Genomic DNA, 22,229 nt, shown 5'->3' with positions numbered 1-22,229 from the left:
AAAACGGTTGCGCCTAACATCATGAATCCAAACACAAATGTCGATCGAGCCCTATTAATCCCGGAATTTAATTCTGTAAAAACACCGTAAAACAAACACTTATAAGGCAATTTGCTTATATTTCAAACCGTTAACGCAAACGTTTTTCCTCTATGATCCCCTTGACCAACGGGCTGGCTCACTTACAGTTAGCCAGCGTGCTTTATGACCTGCCAAGACAGGTTGTGGACCCTCACATAACAATCAAGGATACGATCGTGACTAAAGTGCTCAAGCTGGCCACCGTGGCCGCCCTCACCCTCGCTGCCCTGTCCGCCCAGGCAGCCTCCGAGCCCGCCGTCATCTATGACACCGCAGGCAAATTCGACAAGTCCTTCAACGAAGCCGTGTTCCGCAACGGCGTCGAAGTCTACAACAAGGACAAAGGCGTCAAGGTCAAGGAGTTCGAACCCCAGAACGAAGCCCAGCGCGAGCAGGGCCTGCGTCGTCTGGCCAGCCGTGGCAACGGCCCCATCGTCGCCGTCGGCTTCAACATGGGTTCCGCGGTAGAGAAAGTCGCCACCGAGTTCCCGAACACCCAGTTCACCATCATCGACATGGTGGTCGACAAGCCGAACGTCCAGTCCCTCATCTTCAAGGAGCATGAAGGTTCCTTCCTGGTGGGTGCCCTGGCGGCCATCGCCTCCAAGACCGGCAAGGTCGGCTTCGTGGGCGGCATGGACATCCCGCTGATCCGCAAGTTCCAGTGCGGCTATGAGCAGGGCGCCAAGTACATCAATCCGAAGATCGACGTCTATCAGAACATGACCGGCTCCACCCCGGCAGCCTTCGCCGACCCGGCCAAGGGTGCAGAACTGGCCAAGTCCCAGTTCGCCAAGGGCGCCGATGTGGTCTATGCCGCCGCCGGTGGCACCGGTATCGGTGTCTATCAGGCTGCCAAGGACGAAGGCAAGCTGGCCATCGGCGTGGATTCCAACCAGAACCACCTGCAACCGGGCACCATGCTGACCTCCATGGTCAAGTCCGTGGGTCTGGCCGCGTACAAGAGCTGGGATGACGCCGCCAAGGGCAGCTGGAAGCCGGGCATCCAGTCCCTGGGTCTGGCCGAAGGCGGGGTTGACTGGGCGCTGGACGAGAACAACGCCAAGCTGATCACCCCGGAAATGAAAGCCAAGGTCGAGAGCATCAAGGCCGACATCATCGCCGGCAAGATCAAGGTGCACGACTACATGAGCGACAACTCCTGTAAGTACTGATCCTGCAAATACCGAGTCACTGCTACGACTCTCAACCAGTGATGACCGGCCCGCACGGGCCGGTTTTTAGTCTCTACTTCATGACCCGCAAGGACTGCATCATGGACCAGACAGATCGCTATGCCATCGAATTAAGGGGTATCGATAAGCGGTTCGGCGACGTGTACGCCAACAAGCAGATCGACCTTCAGGTTCGTAAAGGCAGTATTCACGGCATCGTCGGCGAAAATGGCGCCGGCAAGTCGACCCTGATGAGCATCATTTACGGTTTCTACCACGCCGACAGAGGCGAGATGCTGATCGACGGGAATCCGTTCAAACCCCATGGCTCCCAAGATGCGATTGCCGCCGGGGTGGGCATGGTGCACCAGCACTTCATGCTGGTGAACAACTTTACCGTATTGGAAAACGTCATCCTGGGGGCCGAGAACGGCTGGCGCCTGGGCAAGAGCCTGGCGGCCGCCGAGAAGCTGCTGGGCGAGCTGGCACGGGACTATGGTCTCGAGGTGCCGCTGCACGAGAAGGTCGAGGATCTGCCGGTGGGCCTGCAACAGCGGGTCGAGATCCTCAAGGCGCTCTATCGCGGTGCCCGCATCCTGATCCTCGACGAGCCCACCGGGGTGCTGACCCCGCAAGAGGCGGATCACCTGTTCGAGGTGCTGAAAAAGCTGCGGGATCAGGGGGCGACCGTCATCCTCATCACCCACAAGCTGCGGGAGATCCTGGCCATCACGGATCAGGTCTCTATCATGCGCCGGGGGGAGATGGTGGCCCATGTCGCCACCAAAGACACCGACAAGGAGCAGCTCGCCGAGCTGATGGTGGGCCGCAAGGTGCGCCTCAAGGTCGACAAGGGCACCGCCCAGCCGGGCGAGGCCAAGCTCAAGGTCGAGGGCCTCTCTTACGTCGATGACGCCGGGGTGGAACGGGTCAAATCCGTCAGCTTCGAAGTGCGGGCGGGGGAAGTGGTCGGCATCGCCGGGGTCTCCGGCAACGGCCAGTCCGAGCTGCTCAGCATGCTCGGCGGCATCCTCAAGCCCAGCAAGGGCGGCTTCACCATCGCCGGGGCACAGCGCCACGAGGTAAGCCAGAGCCACCCGGCCGACCCGGAGCAGGTGCGCAACTTCGGCCTCGGCCACATCCCGGAAGACAGGCACAAGATGGGGCTCATCAACCGCTTCGAGGCGAAAGAGGCCTTCATCCTCGGTTATCACCGCCGTGCCCAGTACAACAAGGGCTGGCTGCAGGACAAGGAGGCGATCCGCCAGGATTGCCAGGCCAAGATGGACAAGTGGGACGTGCGCCCGCCGAGCCCGGAGCACAAGACCGCCAACTTCTCCGGCGGCAACCAGCAGAAGCTGGTGATCGCCCGGGAAGTGGAGCAGGACCCGGATGTGCTGCTGGTCGGCCAGCCGACCCGGGGCGTCGACATCGGCGCCATCGAGTACATCCACCAGCAGATCATCGCCATGCGCGACAAGGGCAAGGCGGTGCTGCTGGTGTCGGTGGAGCTGGACGAGATCATGAGCCTCTCCGACCGCATTCTGGTCATCGCCGATGGCCGCATCGTCGGCGAGCTGGACGGTGCCAGGGCAGATGAACGCACCATCGGCCTGATGATGGCGAACATAGTTCCTGACGACGTGGCGACAAGCCAATCACAAGGAGCCACATCATGAAGGTCACAACCACTTGTAACGGATTCGGCCTGATGATGGTCAACACACCAGTCCCCGACGATATCAAGGAGGCCCATTCATGAGCCAAGCACGTGTTCCTGCCTGGATATCCGTGGGCGTGCTGCCCGCAGTCAATATCCTGCTGGCCTTCCTGGTGTCGGCCATCCTGTTCTATTACCTCGACATCAGCCCCATCGAGGCAGCCGAAATCATGTGGTACGGCGCCTTCGGCACCGGCGAGGGGATAGGCTTCACCCTCTATTACGCCACCGGTTTCATCTTCACCGGTCTGGCGGTGGCGGTGGCCTTCCACGCCGGCCTGTTCAACATCGGCGGTGAAGGGCAGGCCTATATCGGCGGCCTCGGGGTCGGTCTGGTCTGTCTGCTGCTCGGGGACGTGCTGCCGTTCGCACTCTTGCTGCCGCTCGCCATCATCGCCGGCGGCCTGTTCGGTGCGGCCTGGGCCTTCATCCCGGCCTGGCTGCAAGCCAAGCGGGGCAGCCACATCGTCATCACCACCATCATGTTCAACTTCATCGCCGCCTCCCTGATGGCCTACCTCTTGGTCGACGTCTTCAAGCCGCCAGGATCCATGGCCACCGAGAGCAAGGTGTTCGCCGTGGCGAGCTGGCTGCCGAAGATGAGCGAGCTGGCGGCCGGTTTCGGCATCGCCATGCCCAACAGCCCCCTCAACATCAGCTTCTTCTGGGCGCTGATCTGTGCGGCCCTGGTGTGGGTCTTCATCTGGCATACCCGCTGGGGCTACGAGATCCGCTCCGTGGGCGCAAGCCAGAGTGCCTCCGCCTATGCGGGCATCTCCTACCCCAAGGTGGTGATCCTGGCCATGGTGATCTCCGGCATGCTGGCGGGCTTCTTCGCCCTCAACGTGCTGCAGGGTGAGCTGCACCAGATCAAGCTCAACTTCGTGGAAGGCTTCGGCTTCACCGGCATCGCGGTAGCCCTGATGGGTCGCAACCACCCGGTCGGCGTCATCATCGCCAGCCTGCTGTTCGGCTTCCTCTACCAGGGCGGCGCCGAGCTCAGCTTCGAGTTCGGGGTGGACCGCAACATCGTCGTGGTGCTGCAGGGTCTGGTGATCCTGTTCTGCGGCGCCCTGGAGCACATGCTGCGTCCGCGCATCGAGCAGGCCTACCTGGCCTTCGCCAACCGCTCAGCCGCGCAAGTCAAAGGAGCCTGACCATGTTTGAAATGCTGATCCTGATGCTGGACGCGACCATTCGTACCGCGCCTCCGCTCATCCTGGCGGCCATGGCCGGGATGTTTTGTGAACGCTCCGGGGTGGTCAACATCGCCCTGGAGGGCAAGCTGCTGGCCTCCGCCTTCGCCAGTGCGGCCGCCGCCGCCGTCACCGGTTCCGCCTGGATTGGGCTGGGAGTCGGGGTGGGGATCTCCATCCTGTTCGCCCTGCTGCACGGCTTCGCCACCATCACCCACCGCGGTGATCAGGTAGTGAGCGGCATGGCCATCAACATCCTGGCGGCCGGCCTCACCGTGACCCTGGGGCGCTACTGGTTCGATCAGGGGGGCCAGACCCCGGCGCTCTCCGGTGCGGCACGCTTCGCCCCCATCGACCTGCCCTATGCCAAGGAGCTCTATGACGTGCCCGTCATCGGCCAGCTCTACAGCGAGCTCTTGAGCGGCCACTCCCTGCTGGAATACGTGGCCTTCGCCGCCGTGCCCCTGGCCTGGTGGGTGCTGTTCCGCACCCGCTTCGGCCTGCGGCTGCGGGCGGTGGGCGAAGCCCCGGCGGCGGTGGATACCGCCGGTATCTCCGTGGTGCGCATGCGCTACACCGCCCTCATCATCGGCGGCCTGCTGGCGGGGATAGGGGGCACCTATCTGGCGGTAGCCCAAACCGCCCAGTTCATCCCCAACATGAGCGCGGGCAAGGGCTTCATGGCGCTGGCGGCCCTGGTGTTCGGCAAGTGGCGCCCCTGGAACGCCATGGCGGCCTGTCTGCTGTTCGGTTTCCTCGACGCGGTCGCCATCCGGCTGCAAGGGGTCAGCATCGGCGATTTCCCGATCCCGGTGCAGGCCATCGAGGCGCTGCCCTACATCCTGACGGTCTTCCTGCTGGCCGGTTTCATCGGCAAGGCGGTGGCCCCCAAGGCCCTCGGCACCCCCTACGTCAAGGAGCGGGAATAGCCCCGCCCTTCATGCCATGCAAAAGGCCCGCACATGCGGGCCTTTTCTTTTTCGGGCGACGGCTCAGCCGATGGGGCGCACCAGGGCGGGTTGGTGGGGATCGCTGAGGCGCTCGGCCAGATAGTCCACCAGCAGCCGCACCTTGGGGGAGAGGTGGCGGTTGTGGGGATAGAGGGCCCAGATCCCCTCCTCGGGGGCCCGCAGCTCCGGCAGCAGCTCGATGAGCTCCCCCCGGGCGAGGTGGTCGCTCACGTAGTAGTCCGGCAGCTGGATGATGCCGATCCCCTTGATGGCCGCATCCAGCAGGGCGTGGCCGCTGTTGCACTGCAGCAGACCGCGTACCCGCACGCTGTGGGGTTTACCGTTCAGGGTGAAGTGCCACTCGTCGCCGTTGCCCACCAGGCAGGTGTGACGGGCCAGCTCCGAGAGACTGTTGGGCATGCCGTGGCGGGCGGTGTAGGCGGGGGAGGCGCACACATAGGGTACCCGCTGCGCCAGCTTGCGGGCCACCAGGGTCGAATCCTTGAGGTGGCCGAGGCGGATCGCCAGATCGAATCCCTCGTGCACCAGATCCAGCAACTGGTTGGTGAGGTTGAGGGTCACCTCCAGCTGGGGGAAGCGCACCATGAAGTCGTTCACCAGGGGGGCGATGCGGCTCTCGCCGTAGGAGACCGGGGCCGTGATGCGCAAGGAGCCCTGGGGCACCGCCTGATGGCGCCCCACCGCCAGCTCCGCCTCGTAGAGGTTGTCCAGCAACTGGCGGCAGTGGCGAAAATAGATCTCCCCGAGTTCGGTGAGTCGCACCTGGCGGGTGGTGCGCAGCAGCAGCTTGGCCTGCAGCCTGTCTTCGAGCTGCGCCACCTGGCGGCTCACCTGGGCCACCGATACCCCGAGCTTGCGCGCGGCCGGGGTAAAGCCCCCCTGCTCCGCCACGCTGACAAATTCACAGACCCCTTCCCAACCGAACATTATTACCTGTGTGTAAAAGTGATTTGATACTTAGCGTTATTATCACCAAATCGGCGGGAAACTACACTGGATCTCCGAACTCATTTCCGTTCATCCAACCACTACGAGGACGTCATTCATGGCACAGGTTCAGAGCATCAAGTGTAAAGCCGCCATCGCCTGGGGACCGGGTCAGCCCCTCTCCATCGAAGAGGTCGAGGTCATGCCGCCCCAGGCCGGCGAGGTGCGGGTGCGGATCGTCGCGACCGGCGTCTGCCACACCGATGCCTTCACCCTCTCCGGTGAAGATCCGGAAGGGGTCTTCCCCTGCATCCTGGGCCATGAAGGGGGCGGTATCGTCGAGTCCGTCGGCGAGGGCGTCACCAGCGTCAAGGTCGGCGATCACGTGATCCCGCTCTACACCCCCGAGTGCGGCGAGTGCAAGTTCTGCAAATCCGGCAAGACCAACCTGTGCCAGAAGATCCGTGCCACCCAGGGCAAGGGGCTGATGCCGGACGGCACCACCCGCTTCTCCAAGGACGGCCAGCCCATCTACCACTACATGGGCACCTCCACCTTCAGCGAATACACGGTACTGCCCGAGATCTCCATCGCCAAGGTGGATCCGGCCGCCCCCCTGGAAGAGGTCTGCCTGCTCGGCTGCGGCGTCACCACCGGCATCGGCGCCGTGATGAACACCGCCAAGGTGAAAGAGGGTGAGAGCGTCGCCATCTTCGGGCTGGGGGGCATCGGCCTCTCCGCCATCATAGGCGCGCGCCTGGCCAAGGCCGGCCGCATCATCGCCATCGACATCAACGAGAGCAAGTTCGAGCTGGCCCGCAAGCTGGGCGCCACCGACTGCATCAACCCGAACACGTTCGACAAGCCCATTCAGGAGGTGATCGTCGAGATGACCGACGGCGGCGTCGACTTCTCCTTTGAGTGCATCGGCAACGTCAAGGTGATGCGCGCGGCGCTGGAGTGCTGCCACAAGGGCTGGGGCGAATCCGTCATCATCGGCGTGGCCGGTGCGGGCCAGGAGATCAGCACCCGTCCGTTCCAGCTGGTCACCGGCCGGGTGTGGCGCGGCAGCGCCTTCGGGGGCGTGCGCGGTCGCAGCGAGCTGCCGAGCTACGTACAGCGCTACATGCAGGGTGAGTTCAAGCTGGACGACTTCATCACCCACACCATGCCCCTCGAGCAGATCAACGAGGCGTTCGATCTGATGCACGAAGGCAAGAGCATCCGCACCGTCATCCACTACTGATCCCATGAGCGCCCCGCCCATCGCATGGGCGGGGCAAGGAGTCCTTACATGAATCTGGACATCATCAGCAGCAACAAGAGCTTCGGCGGCTGGCACAAGCAGTATCGCCACCGCTCCAATGTGCTGGGGTGCGAGATGCGCTTCGCCATCTACCTGCCGCCCCAGGCCCTCACCGGCCAGAAAGTCCCGGTGCTCTACTGGCTCTCCGGTCTCACCTGCACCGACGAGAACTTCATGCAAAAAGCCGGGGCCCAGCGCATCGCCGCCGAGCTCGGCATCGCTCTGGTGGCACCGGACACCAGCCCCCGCGGTGAAGGGGTGGCGGACGATCCCGGCTATGACCTCGGCATGGGGGCGGGTTTCTACGTCAACGCCACCCAGACCCCCTGGCGGGATCACTACCAGATGTACGATTACGTCACCCGGGAGCTGCCCGAGCTCATCGAGACCCACTTCCCGGTCTCGACGAAGCGCGCCATCAGCGGCCACTCCATGGGGGGCCACGGCGCCCTCATCGCCGCCCTGCGCGAGCCGGGTCGCTACCGCTCGGTGTCGGCCTTCAGCCCCATCAGCCACCCGAGCCGCTGCCCCTGGGGCCAGAAGGCCCTCGGCGCCTACCTCGGCAACAACCCCCTGCTGTGGCAGGAGTGGGATGCCTGCCAGCTGCTGCGCCACCACGACAGCCCGCCCCTGCCGACCCTGGTGGACGTGGGGCTGGACGACCCCTTCCTGGCGGAGCAGCTCGGCATCGACACCCTGGCCGAAGTGGCCGCCACCCGGGCGTGGCCCCTGACGCTCAACCGCCATGCCGGCTACGACCACAGCTATTACTTCGTGGCGAGCTTCATCGAGGCGCACCTGCGCTTTCACGCCAACCACCTGGGCGAACCGGCCTGAGGCTGACCCGCTCGTGGCCGCCCCCCCGTCAGCGGGCGGCCATTCACCCGGAAACAGGAGACAAGGATGCCTCTCTTCACCACATTGCTGGCCATGCCGGACCAGTTCGAGCGGCTGCTGGCACAGGTCCCCACCGACCACCTGGACTGGGAACCCGCCAACTGGGCCGGGATCCCCTCCGAGCGTTTCAGTGCCAGGGGGCACCTCTGCCACCTGCTGGACATCGAGGTGCTGGGCTATCAGGTGCGGTTTCGTCGCACCCTGGCGGAGAGCCTGCCGGAACTCGCCTCCCTCGATGGTTATCAGCTGGCGCTGGACCATGATTACCCCCGACAGGATACCGCCACGCAGCTCGACCGCTTTCGCACCGCCCGCCTGCAGACCGTCGAATGGCTGAAGACGGTGCCGTCCGACGCCTGGCAGCGCCGCGCCCGCTATGGCGGCTATGGGGAGGTGACCCTGGACGGTCTGGTGCGCCTGCTCGTCAGCCATGACCACCAGCACCTCGCCGGCATGCAGTGGCTGCTGATGCGCCTGAACGCCGATCTGGGCCTCGCACTCCCCCTCGAGTGAGGCGTCGCCCCACAGTGTCGCATCCTGCAAAAAAGGCCCCGAGGGGCCTTTTTCATTGTTGCGATGATGGGATCAGCTCCCCAACCGGCTCACCTGACCCGAACCCGCGATCTCGCTGGTCAGCGCTGGGCTGCCCCAGTAGTTGACCGCACCGGCACCGGCGATCTCTATCTTGAGCCGCGACTGGGCCCGCACCTCGACCTCGCCACTGCCGGCGATGCTCACCTCGACCTCCTCGCTGGCGAGCCCGGCCCCCTTGACGCCACCGGCGCCGGCGATGTTCAGCGCCATCACCCGGGCGGAGCCCTGCCCCAGATCCAGGTTGCCCAGCCCGGCGATGTTGCCCTCCAGCCGATCCAGCGTCAGCCCGCTGGCGACGATGTCCCCCGTGCCCGCCAGGGAGAGCACCAGATCATCCCCCTTGAAGTCGCGCAAGGCGCCGTTGCCAACCCCCGCCAGTGCCAACTCGTGCAGCGTCGGCAGGGTGATGGTGATCTCCAACGGCTGGGTGGGGTCGAGCCGGTAGCCATCCTTGACCTCGATCTCCAGCTTCTCCCCCTTCTCGGTGAGCACCAGATAGGGCAGCAGGTTGGCCTCCCCCTTGACCCTGAGGGTGTGGCTCTCTCCCGCCACCAGGTACAGGTTGGCGGGCACGCCCGCCAGCACCCGGGTCACCTCATGCCCCAGGGGATGCTGCTGCTCCACCACGGCCCCCTCCCCGCGCACCTTGACGTCATCCTGCCAGCTGCATCCGGTCAGTCCCAGGGCCAGCACCACGCCCAGCATCCATTTCATCCCGCTACTCCTCGTTTCCTCTTTGCCGCACGGCGCGGCAGGTGAGTGGCAATCAGCAAACCCTGTGCCATATGGTTAACATCATGATTTATATATCCATTTCAATATTTCGAGGCTCAAAGGGTCCATAACGAAGAGTCATTCAAACCACAATCTGGTCAATCTGACCACACCCGAAGGGGGGTGTTGACCCATTTTTTTGGTTGCCGCCCCGGTTCGTTGAGCCAATAGTGATACCTGGTGCGTATAGAGCACTCCATCGCTGCTTCACCCGCCAGAATCAACAAGGAGTCAGAGCGTGACCCAAGCCAGCCACTCATTCGTCCATCCGGGCCTGCCTGCCCCCACCCGCACCCCGCTGCTGACCGGCGACGATCCCGACCACAAGCGCCGCGAGCTGCTCGCCTACTTCTGCCAGACCTTCGATCTCTACGACTCGCTGTTCGACTGCCTGGCCGACGAGCGGGCCTGGTTCAACAAGGCGATCCCCCTGCGCCACCCGCTCATCTTCTACTACGGCCATACCGCCGCCTTCTTCGTCAACAAGCTGCTGGCGGCCCGTCTCATCGAGAGTCGGCTCGACCCACGCATCGAGGCCCTGGTCGCCATCGGGGTGGACGAGATGAGCTGGGACGATCTGGACGAGACCCACTACGACTGGCCCACGGTGGCCGAGCTGCGTGACTACCGCGGCCGGGTGCGCGCCCTGGTGTGTGAGTTCATCGAGCGGATGCCGATCGAGCTGCCCATCCATTGGCAGAGCCCGGCCTGGGTCATATTGATGGGGATAGAGCACGAGCGCATCCACCTCGAGACCTCCAGCGTGCTGATCCGCCAGCTGCCCCTGGCCTGGGTGCGCAGCCAGCCCCAGTGGCCGGTCTGCCCCGAGGCGCGCCACGATCTCGCCGCCGTCCCCGTCAACACCCTGCTGCCGGTGGCCGGCGGCCAGGTGCGCCTCGGCAAACAGGATGCCACCTACGGCTGGGACAACGAATATGGCGAGCGCCACATCGAGCTGGCCCCCTTCCAGGCCAGCCGCATGCTGGTGAGCAACGCCGAGTACCTGGCCTTCGTGCAGGCGGGCGGATATGAAGCGCCCGCCTGGTGGGACGACGAGGGCCGGGGCTGGCGCCAGTATGCCAACGCCCGCATGCCTACCTTCTGGGTCGGCGATCCCAATGAACCCGAGCAGTTGCAACTGCGGCTGATGACCGAGCAGGTCCCCATGCCCTGGGACTGGCCGGTGGAGGTGAACCAGCTGGAGGCCGCCGCCTTCTGCCGCTGGAAGGCGGATCAGACCGGCCTGCCCGTCCAGTTGCCAAGCGAGGGGGAGTGGATGCTGCTGCGGGAGCAACTGGCCGGCGATCAGCCGGACTGGATGGAGGCGCCCGGCAACATCAACCTGGCCCGCTTCGCCTCCTCCTGCCCGGTGGATGCCTGCCCCCAGGGCAGCTTCTTCGATCTGGTGGGCAACGTCTGGCAGTGGACCAGCACCGCCATCGACGGCTTCGAGGGGTTCAAGGTGCACCCCCTCTACGACGACTTCTCCACCCCCACCTTCGACGGCAAGCACACCCTCATCAAGGGCGGGAGCTGGATCAGCACCGGCAACGAGGCGCTCAAGTCCTCCCGCTACGCCTTCCGTCGCCACTTCTTCCAGCACGCGGGCTTCCGCTACCTGGTCTCACGCCATCAGGAGCCCGTCATCGTGAACCCTTATGAAACCGACACCCTCGTCGCCCAGTATCTCGACTTCCAGTACGGTCCGAGCCACTTCGGGGTCGCCAACTACGCCGAGGCTCTGGCCGGTCTTGCCAGTGAGCTCTGCGGCCGCCATGAGCGGGCGCTGGATATCGGCTGCGCCACCGGCCGCGCCAGCTTCGAACTGGCTCGCCGCTTCGCCCACGTGGACGGGGTGGACTACTCGGCCCGCTTCATCGACGTGGCCCTGACCCTGGCAAGGCAGGACAGCTTCCGCTACGCGGTGCCGGTGGAAGGGGATCTGGTGGAGTATTGCGAGGCGCGCCTCTCCCGCCACGAGCTTGGTCGCGAGCAGAGCGAGCGGGTCCACTTCAGCCAGGGGGATGCCTGCAACCTCAAGCCCAAGTACGGTGACTACGATCTGGTGCTCGCCTCCAACCTGATCGACCGGCTGCGGGAGCCCGCCCGCTTCCTGCGGGACATTGCTCCGCGCCTTCGCAGCGGCGGCCTGCTGGTGCTCACCAGCCCCTACACCTGGCTGACCGACTACACCCCCAAGGCCAACTGGCTCGGTGGCATCCGGGAAAATGGCGAGGCCCTCGGCACCTATCAGGCGCTGCAACGGCTGCTGGCGGAGGAGTTCGAGGAGCACATGCCCCCGAGGGACGTCCCCTTCGTCATCCGCGAGACCGCCCGCAAGTACCAGCACACAGTGGCCCAGCTCACCGTCTGGCGCAAACGCTGACGACGCGGCAAACGAAAGAGGGAGGCCCATGGCCTCCCTCTTCTTTATCCGTACCGCTTACCCCTCCTGAACCTGGGGCACCGCCTCCTGCTCGCGGTAGCGGCGGGCCAGCACGGCGCACACCATCAGCTGGATCTGGTGGAAGATCATCAGCGGCAGCACCATGACACCGACGCTGGCGGCGGGGAACATGACGTTGGCCATGGGCACCCCGTTGGCCAGGCTCTTCTTGGAGCCGCAGAAGACGATGGTGATCTCGTCCGCCCTGTTGAAACCGAGGCGACGGCTGATCCAGACGTTCCACCCCAGCACCAGGGCCAGCAGCACGCAACTCAGCAGCACGATGCTGGCGAGATCGTACCAGCCGACCTGGTGCCAGATCCCCTGCACCACCGCCTCGCTGAAGGCCACATAGACCACCAGCAGGATGGAGCTCTGATCCAGCTTGCCGATGAGCGGGCGATGGCTGTCGACCCAGCCACCGATGAGGGGGCGTGACAGGTGGCCCACCACGAAGGGCAGCATCAGCTGCACCATGATGGCCTGAATGGAGTGCCAGGTATCGACCCCCTCCCCCTGCACATTGATCATCAGCCCTACCAACACCGGTGAGAGGAAGATGCCGAGGATGCTGGAGGCCGAGGCGCTGCACACCGCCGCCGACACATTGCCCCCCGCCATGGAGGTGAAGGCGATGGCCGACTGCACGGTGGCGGGCAGGGCGCACAGATACAAGAAGCCGAGATAGATGGCCGGGCTCAGCCACTGGGGCACCAGCGGCGTGAGCAGCAACCCCAGCAGCGGGAAGAGCAGGAAGGTGCTCGCCATCACCACCAGGTGCAGCCGCCAGTGGCCGAGGCCCGCCAGCAGGTTCTGGCGCGACAGCTTGGCACCATGCATGAAGAACAAGAGCGCCACCGCCAGCTTGGTCAACAGACCGAACCAGACGGCCACCTGCCCCTCGCAGGGGAAGAAGGAGGCCAGGGCCACCACGGCAATCAGCACAGAGGTAAAAGGATCCAGACGCACGGAGAGTCTCCAGAGAAAGCGCGTCCCGCACGGGATGGGGACGACAGGGCACGGGGAAGGCATCATCAGGCGGCGACCCCGGATACGAAGGGACAAGCTTACCCCGAACACCCTGTGGTGCAAAGTTGAGCGGCAGCTTCATTTGTTTCATTTTGTTAAACGATAACGCGCATTCTCACAGCAAAACTAAACGATTTTGCCCCTCCGGCCCCGGATCCGGCCAACAAAAAACGGGCGACCAAGGCCGCCCGTCACGCTTTTTCACCCAGCCAATCAGCGCTGGCTGGCCAGCTTGCCGTTGCCGCTTTTCTTCTCATTGCTGGCGAGCTTGCGGGCCTGCCGCTTCTCGAAGCGGGAGATCCACCAGTAGGCCAGCGCCGAGAATACCGCGGTCATGAAGACGTTGATGAAGAAGGCGCGCACCAGATCCACCCCGGCCGGGAAGGCGGAGGCGCTCATGCTCACCACGAAGATGGCGATCAGCACCGACACCACGCCCATCCCGAAGGTGCGCGACCCCATGCGGAACTCGCGGGGGGTGTCGTCATGTTTCCAGCGGAACACGAAGTAGGCCACCATGATGAAGATCGGCGGCAGCATGGCGGTACCGGCGGTGAGGTTGATGGCGGTGTTCATCATCTGCTGCACCGATTCCGAGCCGAAGCCATTGACCACCAGCATCACGAACACGAAGACAAACTGCCACCAGGCGGCGCGCACCGGCACGCCGTGCTCGTTGAGCTGGGTGGTCTTCTCGCCGTAAACCCCCTGTGGGATCTCGGAGAAGTGGATCTTCACCGGGGCCGAGGTCCACATCATCATGGAGCCGAACATGGCGATGAACAGCACCACGCCGACGAAGCGGCCCACCAGCGCCTCGGAAAGCCCGAAATACTGCGCCATGCCGGTGAAGATCTCCACCATGCCGCCGGCATAGGTGAGGCTCTCGCGCGGAACGAACACGTTCACCAAGAGGGAACCGACCGCATACATGGCACCGATGACGATACCGGCGCTGATGATCACCTTGATGAAGGACTTCTGGCCCCCCTTCACGTCATTGAGGTAGGCCGCTGCCGTCTCGGCACCGCCCGCCGCCTGGAAGATCCAGCACATGATGCCGAGGGTCGCCCAGTTGACGGTGGGAGTCATCGCCTCCAGCGTGATGGGCTGGGCCGGCACATGATCGCCACTCAGGGCCATGAGGGCGCCCAGCACATAGATGGCGAACAGGGCAAATACCCCGTAGGCCACGATCTCGGCAATTTTGCCGAGCCAGCTCGCCCCCTTGGTGGAGATGTGGGTCGCCGCCGCAAACAGCACGATGGAGATGACTGAGGTGACCATGGGCGAGAAACTGTACTCATAGCCCAGCATGGCGTAGGAGGCGTAGGCGATGACGTTGGGCAACAGGGAGACGAACCAGAACAGGTTCACGAACCAGTAGAGAAACGAGCCCAGATAGGCCATCCGGGTGCCGAGCGGCTTTTTCAACCAGTCGTACATCCCCGACTCGGAGTTTTTGTTGGCCGAGACGAACTCGGCAATGATGAAAACGAACGGAATGAAGTAGACGAGGGTCGCCAGCAGGAAGATGGGGGCGGAGCTGAGCCCCAGCTCGATGTTGTTGTTGACGATGTTGCGCACGTTGAACACGGCGGCAAAGGTCATCGACAACAGGGCAAACTTGCCTATGGTGCCGCGTACGGATTCAGACATGGTGTCCTCCAGTGGACTCGCGCTCCCTGCGGGTAACGCTGTGACTCTGTGATGTGTTTGGTAAGGGTCTGTCGACCCTGCCCTTTACTCTCTTGTTATGAGCGGGCCGCGTGGACGGCCTTCTTGGTGAACCGGTGCCGTCTCCCGCACCGGCTCGCAATACCAGTCAGACGATCGGGGTGCCCGGCGCCATCGGCACCCGCGGCTGCAACAGCACGCTCTGGCTCTCGTCCGGGGTCTCGGCGCAGAGCAACATGCACTCGGATCGCTCGCCGCGCATCCTGGTGGCCTTGAGGTTGGTCAGTACCACGACCTCGCTGCCCATCAGCTCCTCTTCGCTGTAGTAAGGCACCAGACTGGTGACGGTCTGCAGCGGCCGCTCGCCACCCACGTCGATCTGGACGATGTAGAGTTTGTCGGCCCCGGGGTGACGCACCACCTCCAACACCTTGCCCACCTTCATCTCGACCCGCTTGAATTCGGCAAACTCGATCGTCTCACTCATGCTCTTTTCCTTTTCTGGTTCAATGGTTTGCAGGTGGCCAGAGGCCACCCGGCTTGATTGGAATTCAATGCAGTGCCTATGGCGTCTGCATGGCGACCTGCGCCGTCGGCTGGGCCTCTTTGGCACGCGCTTCGGCACTGAGGGAGGCCTCATATCGGTTGTATTTCCACCAGGCGAAGCCGAGGAAGATCACGATCCCGCCGACGTTGTAGAAGATGATGGTCATGATGTCGGCGCCGGTCGGGAAGGTGGAGGCGAGGAAGCCCACCGAGAAGAGGACGATCAGCACCGAGACCACGGCGATGCCGGTGGTACGCGAACCCATCTTGAACTCCCGCGGCAGGTGGTCGAGCTTCAGGCGCAGATTGAGGTAGGCCAGCATGATGAACAGCGGCGGCAGCATGGAAGCGGCGGCGGTCATGTTGATGACGGTGTTCATCAGATCCTGCGCGGTGTTGGAGCCCAGAGTCGGGATCACCATCAGCGGCAGCACGATGAGGTACTGGATCCAGGCTGCACGGGCGGGCACGCCGTGCTCGTTCAGCTCGACCGTCTTCTTGCCGAAGATGCCGGCCGGGATCTCGGAGAAGAAGATCTTCACCGGGGTCGCCGTCCACATCAGCAGGGAGCCGAACATGGCGGTGAAGGAGACCAGCCCGACGAAGCGGTTCATCAGGATCTCCGGCAAACCGAAGTAGGCCGCCAGCCCCTCGAACACCTGCACCGAGCCGCCGGTATATTTCAGGGTGTCGCTGTGAACGAACACATTGATCAACAGCGATGCGATGGAGTAGAGCACCCCGATAAAGATCCCGGCGACGATGATCACCTTCACGAAGGATTTGGAGCCCCCCTTCACATCATTGACGTAGACCGCCACCGACTCGGCGCCACCGGCCGCCATAAAGATCCAGGTAGTGATGCCCAGGAAGGCCCAGCTGAAATCGGGGACCATGGCCTCTACCGTGATGGGGTCGGCTGGCTGTACGCCGCCCACCAGTGCCGCACCTGCCAGCAGAATGTAGGAGAGGGTCAGCAGCAGCATCAGGGACGAGGTCACCGAGGTGATGGGGCCGAGCATCCTGGCGCCGTTGGTGGAGACGTAGGTGGCAAAGGCAAACAGCACCATGCTCAATGCCGTGGTCGTCACCGGGGTGAGAATGTACTCGTAGCCGAGAAAGGCATAGGAGGCATAGGCGATGACCCGCGGCAGCAAGGAGGTGAAGAAGAAGAGGTTCACGAACCAGTAGGTGTAGGCCGAGATAAAGGCCCAGCGGCCGCCGAGGGAGCTCTTCACCCAGGCATACACCCCCGCCTCGGAGTTTTTGTTCAGTGACACGAACTCCGCAATGATCAGACAGAACGGAATGAAGTAAAAAAGGGTGGCCAGAAAGAACATCGGGGCCGAGGCCAGACCGATCTCGATGTTGTTGTTGATGACGTTGTTGAAGCTGAATACCGCCGCGAAGGTGAGCGACAGCAGACCAAACTTGCCTATCGTATTGCGTTTGGAATCAGACATGGTGCATCTCCAGACCTGTAGTTATCTCGCGAAAGAGCGGGGCATGATGTGTAGGGTGAGCCCCGCCCTTCCGGCTTTTATCAGTGCAGAACCGGCGGCTTGTTATTTGTTCTTGAAGTAGCCGCCTTCGACGGTGACCTTGATGATCACCTTGCGCACCGGCCCGTCGCCGACGAATCGGTAGGCCTCGTCGTTCTCGAAGATCACCACCTGCCCGTTGCCGACCTGCTGGCGCTCACGCACCTCGCCTGCCAGCCACTCGCGGTCTGTGGTGTCGTCATAGGCCTGCTCGCCCCGCAGATCCGACTTGGGGGCCCACTCCACCGTCTCTTCCCCTTCCAGGTAGTAGTGGACGTCGAAGTAGCGGCGCTGCCCCTCGAACAGGGAGGTGGCCGGGCTGGCCCCCTCCTGCAAGCGGTAGGTGAGGGAGTCACCGATGGAGTGGCAGATGCCGGGTTTGAGGTTCGGCAGGTTGTTGATGGCCTCCACGCAGCGGCCCCACTTCTTGCCCTCCCGGTAGATGTTTTTGAACAGGGTCAGGTTGTCCAGGGTGATCATGCGAGGTTCCTCCCGCCGTTGATGGTGAGATCGAGCCCGGCCAGCGCAGCCGGATTGAGGTTGCCACGGGCAATGGGCAGCAGGGTCAGACCGAAGCTGAACGGCTCGAAGCGCACCCGCCAGGAGTCCAGCACCTCGGAGCCCCAGGAGTTGGAACCCAGCCCCAGTACCTTGTGATCCAGATTGAGGGTGAGATAACCGCAGGGCTCCAGCTCGTTGATGTGCTGCGCCCCGTGGATATGCTCCCAGCTGTAGGGCCAGACGCTCAGGTTGATGGGGGCATCGGGTCGCACGTAGAGACCGGCGCCGTGACGGTTGGTCAGGGTCGCCCAGCGCACCTGCTGGCGGTTGCCGTTGTCCTGCGGGAAGGGGTAGTGCTCCCACATCTCGCTGACTGTGCTCTGGAAGCTGTCGATCCAGTTGCTCTGGCGACTGTCCTGATAGTTTTCGCCCGGCCCCATGCCGTAGTAGTGCACCCGGTCGAGATCCTGACGAATACCCAGCTCGAAGCCGATCTTGGGGATGATGTCGTCATAACCGCCGTAGGGCTGGCCGGAGAGTGCCACGTGCAGCTGACCGTTCGGGCTCAGGGTGTAGACGTAGCGGCAGCGCATACCGAAGTCGAACACCGGCGGCGCGATCAGGCTCTCCACCGTCACCTCGACCGCGTCACCCAGCTGGCGCCAGCTTAAGGTGCGGAAGTGCTCCTGCATGATCTGCAGGTGGTTCGGGTGCCACAGGCTCTCGTACTCCTGCTTGTGGTTGTCGATCATCGGCTTGAAGAAGGTGAGGCGTGGGGCTCGCTCGATAAGCTCATTACCATCCTGCTGCCAGCTCACCAGCTTGCCGTCGAGGCGCGAGAAGCGCAGGGCGAAGCCGCTGCCACTTAGGGTCAGCGCGAGGCGCTCATCGGCAATCTGCAATTCCGTAGCATTGGGGTTGGCAAAGGGTCGCAGCTGGCGAGTCGACTCTTTCAGCTGGAACTGGTACTGGCCCAGCTCGTGCTCCGCCGCGCTGTAACGGGTGGCACTGGCCTTGATGACCCGCAGCTGGACGAAGGTTTCCCGCCCATCAAGCGTGGGCAATTCGAGTTGCAGCTCTGTGATGGCACCGGGAGCAATCCCTTCCAACCGGATTTGCTGGCTGGCCAGCAGCTCGCCCTCGGCCTTCACTTCAACCAGCAGGCGGATATCGTCGAGAGTGGAGAACCAGTAGCGGTTTTCCACCGCCAGCTTGCCGCTCGCCAGATCCAGCGCGCGCACCTTGACCGGGCAGATCACCTGCTTGTATTCGCGCAGGCCAGGCCCCGGGGTCTGATCCGGATAGATGAGGCCATCCATGCAGAAGTTGTAGTTGTTGGGGTAGTCGCCGTAGTCGCCGCCGTACTTGTAGACGGGGCGGCCCTGTTCGTCCTGATCCAGAATGCCGTGATCGCACCACTCCCAGATATAGTGGCCCTGAATGTGGGGATGGCGGTCAAACACCTGCTGGTATTCGCTCAGGCCACCCGGGCCGTTGCCCATGGCGTGGGCGTATTCGCAGAGGATACGCGGCTTGGCCATCGGGAACTCGCCGAAGCAGTTCATCTGGGAGACGCGCGAATACATGGTGCTCACCACATCCACCACCTCGGCGTCACGATCCTCTTCGTAGTGCACCAGCCGGGTCGGGTCGATCGCCTTGCAGCTCTGGTACATGGCTCTGATGTTGCAGCCGTAGCCGGACTCGTTGCCGAGGGACCAGATGATGATGGAGGGGTGGTTCTTCTGGGCGTGCACATGGCGCTCGATCCTGTCCACGAACACCGGCCCCCAGAAGGAGTCGTCGGTGATGCGGCTGAGATCGCCGACGTTGGCAAAGCCGTGGGTCTCCACGTCGGTCTCCGCCATCACGAACAGACCGTACTGGTCGCACAGCTCGTAGAAACGCGGGTCGTTCGGGTAGTGGGCGGTGCGCACCGAGTTGAGGTTGTGCTGCTTCATCAGCACGATATCGCGCTCCACCCGATCCATGCCGACCGCGCGGCTCTTGAGGTGGTCGTTGTCGTGGCGGTTCACCCCGTGCAGCTTGAGGTAGTGGCCGTTGACGTAGAAGAGGCCATCCTTGACGGTAATTTCACGCACCCCGACCCGCTGCGGGATCACTTCCAGCAGCTCGCCCTGACCGTTGTAGAGGGAGAGCTGCAGCTGATAGAGGTAAGGGTCTTCGGCACTCCACAGATGGGGATTGGCCAGATCCAGTGTGAAACGGCAATCACACTTGCCGTCGATGGCGAGATGGTCGAGCGAGCCGCTGGCGATCTCGCTGCCCTGATCCAGCAGCGACCAGACCAGACGGTGATCACGGGCTGGCGCACCAAGATTTTCCAGCTGGATATCGCAGCTCAGGGTGGTGCTTTGATTGTCATCAGCCAGCGCGGTGCGGATAAAGAAGTCCTGCACATGGGCGGCCGGTTTGCCCACCAGGTAGACGTCGCGGAAGATCCCCGCCATCCACCACATGTCCTGATCTTCGATATAGGTGGAGTCGGCCCACTGCATCACCCGCACCGACAGCAGGTTTTCGCCAACCTTGGCGTAGGCGCTGATATCGAACTCGGCGGTAAGGCGGCTCCCCTTGCTGAAGCCGACGTAGTGGCCGTTCACATAGACCTCGAAGTAGGTCTCCACCCCGTCAAACTTGATGATCACCTGTTCGCCATCCCAGGCCGGGCTCAGCGTGAAGCTGCGCTGATAGGCGCCGGTGGGGTTGTTGGTCGGCACGAAGGGCACATCGATGGGGAAGGGGAAGCCCTCGTCGGTGTACTGCAGCTGGCCGTGCCCCTCCATCTGCCACATGTTGGGGACGGCTATCTGGCCCCAGTCGCTCATGGGGCTGTGATAGAAGGCCTCCGGCACCTGCAGGGGGTGGTCGAAGTAGTGGAACTGCCACTGACCGCTAAGGCTCAGAAAACGGCGGCTCAGCTCCCGCTGCATGGTGGCCGCCAGCCCGTGATCGGCATAAGAGAAGAAGTAGGCGCGCGGAGCCAGCCTGTTTTCACCAATGAATTGGACGTTTTCCCAGTTATTCACATGTCCTCCCGGAACAAGGCAACGTTAACTGGGTAAACTCTAGATAAATATTTACTAAATATCAGTTTTGAATAGGTAAAGTTTTAACCTGATCACAGTGAGCGGATGGTTTTGTGAGCGAGATCAGAAGCGGGAGACAAAGGAGGGCAAGGTATAGATGAGTGGCATGGATGTTGATGATAGCTGGCTGAATAGCAGTAAAATCAACTATAAAACAATGTGATGTGACGTCATTGGATGATATTGCAAAGCAGTTTGCTTGGGAGAGGAGTCGCACCACCATAAGATGGTGCGACTAAAATGCAGAATGTTTTACTAAAATCAGCGCGTGGTGCCACGCAGGGTCAACTTGCTCGGTACTAGCACCCGCAGCGGGATATCCCGCTCGTCACGCAGCCGTTCAACCAGCAGGTTGACCCCCTGGGAGCCCATCAACTCGGAGTGGATCCGCACCGTGGAGAGCGGCGGGAAGGTGAACTTGGCGGTCGGGATATCGTTGACGCTGATAAGCTCGATCTGCTGGGGAATCGCCAGTCCCTTCTCGTGGATGGCACGCAGCACGCCGATGGCGATGGAGTCGGAGGCGACAAACAGTGCCCTGGGCCAGTCGCCGGCCAGCATCTCCTTCGCCAGCTTGTAGCCGGAAGCGCTGGAGAAGTCTCCGCGATAGAGATCGCTCTCCTGTACCACGCCAAGCCGCTGGCCATAATCGCGAAAGGCGAGTTCCCGCAGATCCGGGCCATCATCCTGGCCACCGATATAGCCGATGCGCTGATGGCCCTCGGCGATGAAGAAGTCCACTACCTGCTGGCTGATGAGTGCCAGATCCACGTCAATCGAGTCAAAATCCCCCTGGGAGCGGCAATCCACGAACACCAGCTGGGCAGACAGGCCGCGCAGCACGGCCAGCCGTTCTTCCGGCAGATGGCCGATGACCAGGATGCCATCGACGGCAGAGAGCTCACGCCCCTCGGCACCGTTGTAACAGTGGGCCAGCTCGATGTTGAGGCGGGTGCACTGGGTCTCGATGCCGTAGCGGATGGCGAGGTAATAGGGATCGTTGACCTCGGTGCTCTGGGGATAGGCGTAGACAGCCAGGAGCTGCAGCTTGCTCTTGTGCACCCCTTTGCGGGCGCTGCTGGTCTTGTACTCCAGCCGCTCGGCAATCTCGAAGATCTTCTGCCTGGTCTCGTCCTTGACGCTCAGGCTGGGGTCCTCGTTCAGCACACGGGATACGGTAGCAAGCGATACCCCCGCCTCCTGTGCAATTTCCTTCAACGTAGCCATCAATACCTCGCAGGCAGCATCACGTGTTCATCGGGCAACGGCTAAAGAGTAACGAGCAATCCATTGATAGCCCAGCATTTTTACTGAAATAGAAGCAGGGAATTGCGGCGGGAGGACAGAAATGCAAAAAGGCCTCCCGCATGGGAGGCCTCTTCTGAATAGGTGCCTGACAGTGTCCTACTCTCGCATGGCGAATGCCACACTACCATCGGCGCTACCGCGTTTCACTTCTGAGTTCGGCATGGGATCAGGTGGTTCCACGGCGCTATTGCCGTCAGGCAAAAGCTTGTACTGCTTGAAAATGGTGCTGATACCCAGAATCGAACTGGGGACCTCATCCTTACCAAGGATGCGCTCTACCGACTGAGCCATATCAGCACACTAACCGGTAAAGACCACGCTCAATGCGTAATCTAAAATTGGGTGCCTGGCAGTGTCCTACTCTCGCATGGCGAATGCCACACTACCATCGGCGCTACAGCGTTTCACTTCTGAGTTCGGCATGGGGTCA

Annotated in this window: 17 protein-coding genes, 1 tRNA gene and 1 rRNA gene; 8 read left to right on the top strand and 11 right to left on the bottom strand. The window is 62.7% G+C overall.

The features are described from left to right. Positions 1-257: 257 nt before the first annotated feature. From AB5Y53_RS02860 to AB5Y53_RS02845, 4 genes are all read left to right on the top strand, one after another. A complete protein-coding gene (locus AB5Y53_RS02860; RefSeq protein WP_041212138.1) occupies positions 258-1,256 on the top strand; it encodes a BMP family protein in 999 nt (332 codons plus the stop codon). Between the two features lie 101 nt (positions 1,257-1,357). Further along, the gene (locus AB5Y53_RS02855; protein ID WP_103857800.1) at positions 1,358-2,935 is read left to right on the top strand and encodes an ABC transporter ATP-binding protein; all 1,578 of its coding nucleotides are present in this window, start codon (positions 1,358-1,360) and stop codon (positions 2,933-2,935) included. Positions 2,936-3,014: 79 nt separating this feature from the next. Next, positions 3,015-4,133: an ABC transporter permease gene (locus tag AB5Y53_RS02850; RefSeq protein ID WP_109112064.1), complete on the top strand. Its 1,119-nt coding sequence runs from the start codon at positions 3,015-3,017 to the stop codon at positions 4,131-4,133. A gap of 2 nt (positions 4,134-4,135) precedes the next feature. Then, complete coding sequence (locus tag AB5Y53_RS02845) at positions 4,136-5,101, top strand: ABC transporter permease (protein WP_010672471.1); 966 nt, start codon at positions 4,136-4,138, stop codon at positions 5,099-5,101. A 63-nt stretch (positions 5,102-5,164) separates the two neighbouring features. Here AB5Y53_RS02845 and AB5Y53_RS02840 read toward each other — a convergent pair whose 3' ends face one another. Further along, positions 5,165-6,070 carry a LysR substrate-binding domain-containing protein gene (locus tag AB5Y53_RS02840; protein ID WP_039039541.1) on the bottom strand — a complete coding sequence of 302 codons (906 nt, stop codon included), beginning with the start codon at positions 6,068-6,070 and terminating at the stop codon, positions 5,165-5,167. A 118-nt stretch (positions 6,071-6,188) separates the two neighbouring features. Between AB5Y53_RS02840 and AB5Y53_RS02835 the strand changes: the two genes are divergently transcribed. The 3 genes from AB5Y53_RS02835 to AB5Y53_RS02825 all read left to right on the top strand — a co-directional run bounded on the left by AB5Y53_RS02835 (position 6,189) and on the right by AB5Y53_RS02825 (position 8,786). Continuing rightward, positions 6,189-7,316 carry an S-(hydroxymethyl)glutathione dehydrogenase/class III alcohol dehydrogenase gene (locus AB5Y53_RS02835; RefSeq protein WP_010672469.1) on the top strand — a complete coding sequence of 376 codons (1,128 nt, stop codon included), beginning with the start codon at positions 6,189-6,191 and terminating at the stop codon, positions 7,314-7,316. A 48-nt stretch (positions 7,317-7,364) separates the two neighbouring features. Continuing rightward, positions 7,365-8,213, top strand: a complete 849-nt coding sequence (gene fghA / locus AB5Y53_RS02830; protein ID WP_039039543.1) for an S-formylglutathione hydrolase — start codon at positions 7,365-7,367, stop codon at positions 8,211-8,213. Between the two features lie 66 nt (positions 8,214-8,279). After that, positions 8,280-8,786, top strand: coding sequence for a DinB family protein (locus AB5Y53_RS02825; protein WP_042650299.1), 507 nt, complete (start codon positions 8,280-8,282; stop codon positions 8,784-8,786). A gap of 72 nt (positions 8,787-8,858) precedes the next feature. On the opposite strand, the gene AB5Y53_RS02820 is transcribed toward AB5Y53_RS02825, so the two are convergent. Further along, complete coding sequence (locus AB5Y53_RS02820; protein ID WP_010672466.1) at positions 8,859-9,581, bottom strand: DUF2807 domain-containing protein; 723 nt, start codon at positions 9,579-9,581, stop codon at positions 8,859-8,861. Between the two features lie 298 nt (positions 9,582-9,879). Here AB5Y53_RS02820 and ovoA point away from each other — a divergent pair, with 298 nt between their 5' ends. Continuing rightward, positions 9,880-12,027, top strand: a complete 2,148-nt coding sequence (gene ovoA, locus AB5Y53_RS02815) for a 5-histidylcysteine sulfoxide synthase (RefSeq protein ID WP_368181097.1) — start codon at positions 9,880-9,882, stop codon at positions 12,025-12,027. Positions 12,028-12,084: 57 nt separating this feature from the next. Here the strand turns inward: ovoA and AB5Y53_RS02810 are convergent, their stop codons facing one another. From AB5Y53_RS02810 to AB5Y53_RS02770, 9 genes are all read right to left on the bottom strand, one after another. Next, complete coding sequence (locus tag AB5Y53_RS02810) at positions 12,085-13,056, bottom strand: bile acid:sodium symporter family protein (RefSeq protein WP_010672464.1); 972 nt, start codon at positions 13,054-13,056, stop codon at positions 12,085-12,087. 273 nt (positions 13,057-13,329) lie between these two features. Beyond that, a complete protein-coding gene (locus tag AB5Y53_RS02805; RefSeq protein WP_368181096.1) occupies positions 13,330-14,775 on the bottom strand; it encodes an amino acid permease in 1,446 nt (481 codons plus the stop codon). Between the two features lie 166 nt (positions 14,776-14,941). Continuing rightward, complete coding sequence (locus AB5Y53_RS02800) at positions 14,942-15,280, bottom strand: tRNA-binding protein (RefSeq protein ID WP_368181095.1); 339 nt, start codon at positions 15,278-15,280, stop codon at positions 14,942-14,944. Positions 15,281-15,356: 76 nt separating this feature from the next. Next, positions 15,357-16,802: an amino acid permease gene (locus AB5Y53_RS02795; protein ID WP_368181094.1), complete on the bottom strand. Its 1,446-nt coding sequence runs from the start codon at positions 16,800-16,802 to the stop codon at positions 15,357-15,359. Between the two features lie 102 nt (positions 16,803-16,904). After that, positions 16,905-17,360, bottom strand: coding sequence for a beta-galactosidase subunit beta (locus AB5Y53_RS02790; RefSeq protein WP_368181093.1), 456 nt, complete (start codon positions 17,358-17,360; stop codon positions 16,905-16,907). Next, a complete protein-coding gene (gene ebgA, locus AB5Y53_RS02785; RefSeq protein WP_368181092.1) occupies positions 17,357-20,431 on the bottom strand; it encodes a beta-galactosidase subunit alpha in 3,075 nt (1,024 codons plus the stop codon). Before ebgA ends, AB5Y53_RS02790 begins: the two co-directional genes overlap by 4 nt. A gap of 321 nt (positions 20,432-20,752) precedes the next feature. Then, positions 20,753-21,718 (bottom strand): transcriptional regulator EbgR, encoded by a 966-nt coding sequence (gene ebgR, locus AB5Y53_RS02780; protein WP_041214116.1) that lies wholly within the window; start codon positions 21,716-21,718, stop codon positions 20,753-20,755. Positions 21,719-21,882: 164 nt separating this feature from the next. Next, positions 21,883-21,997 (bottom strand): 5S ribosomal RNA (rrf, locus tag AB5Y53_RS02775). Between the two features lie 23 nt (positions 21,998-22,020). After that, positions 22,021-22,096: transfer RNA gene (locus tag AB5Y53_RS02770), tRNA-Thr, on the bottom strand. Between the last annotated feature and the right edge of the window lie 133 nt (positions 22,097-22,229).

The sequence above is a fragment of the Aeromonas sp. R7-5 genome, assembly GCF_040908015.1.
Taxonomy (GTDB): domain Bacteria; phylum Pseudomonadota; class Gammaproteobacteria; order Enterobacterales; family Aeromonadaceae; genus Aeromonas; species Aeromonas caviae.
Note: the sequence above shows the minus strand (reverse complement) of the source record. Positions and strands in the feature narration are given on the sequence as shown.

Coding starts and splice junctions, on each gene's coding strand:
- AB5Y53_RS02835 (WP_010672469.1), top strand. CDS start 6,189: ATGGCACAGGTTCAGAGCATCAAGTGTAAAGCCGCCATCGCCTGGGGA.
- AB5Y53_RS02800 (WP_368181095.1), bottom strand. CDS start 15,280: ATGAGTGAGACGATCGAGTTTGCCGAATTCAAGCGGGTCGAGATGAAG.
- AB5Y53_RS02820 (WP_010672466.1), bottom strand. CDS start 9,581: ATGAAATGGATGCTGGGCGTGGTGCTGGCCCTGGGACTGACCGGATGC.
- AB5Y53_RS02790 (WP_368181093.1), bottom strand. CDS start 17,360: ATGATCACCCTGGACAACCTGACCCTGTTCAAAAACATCTACCGGGAG.
- AB5Y53_RS02850 (WP_109112064.1), top strand. CDS start 3,015: ATGAGCCAAGCACGTGTTCCTGCCTGGATATCCGTGGGCGTGCTGCCC.
- AB5Y53_RS02825 (WP_042650299.1), top strand. CDS start 8,280: ATGCCTCTCTTCACCACATTGCTGGCCATGCCGGACCAGTTCGAGCGG.
- AB5Y53_RS02795 (WP_368181094.1), bottom strand. CDS start 16,802: ATGTCTGATTCCAAACGCAATACGATAGGCAAGTTTGGTCTGCTGTCG.
- fghA (WP_039039543.1), top strand. CDS start 7,365: ATGAATCTGGACATCATCAGCAGCAACAAGAGCTTCGGCGGCTGGCAC.
- ebgR (WP_041214116.1), bottom strand. CDS start 21,718: ATGGCTACGTTGAAGGAAATTGCACAGGAGGCGGGGGTATCGCTTGCT.
- AB5Y53_RS02805 (WP_368181096.1), bottom strand. CDS start 14,775: ATGTCTGAATCCGTACGCGGCACCATAGGCAAGTTTGCCCTGTTGTCG.
- AB5Y53_RS02855 (WP_103857800.1), top strand. CDS start 1,358: ATGGACCAGACAGATCGCTATGCCATCGAATTAAGGGGTATCGATAAG.
- AB5Y53_RS02840 (WP_039039541.1), bottom strand. CDS start 6,070: ATGTTCGGTTGGGAAGGGGTCTGTGAATTTGTCAGCGTGGCGGAGCAG.
- AB5Y53_RS02845 (WP_010672471.1), top strand. CDS start 4,136: ATGTTTGAAATGCTGATCCTGATGCTGGACGCGACCATTCGTACCGCG.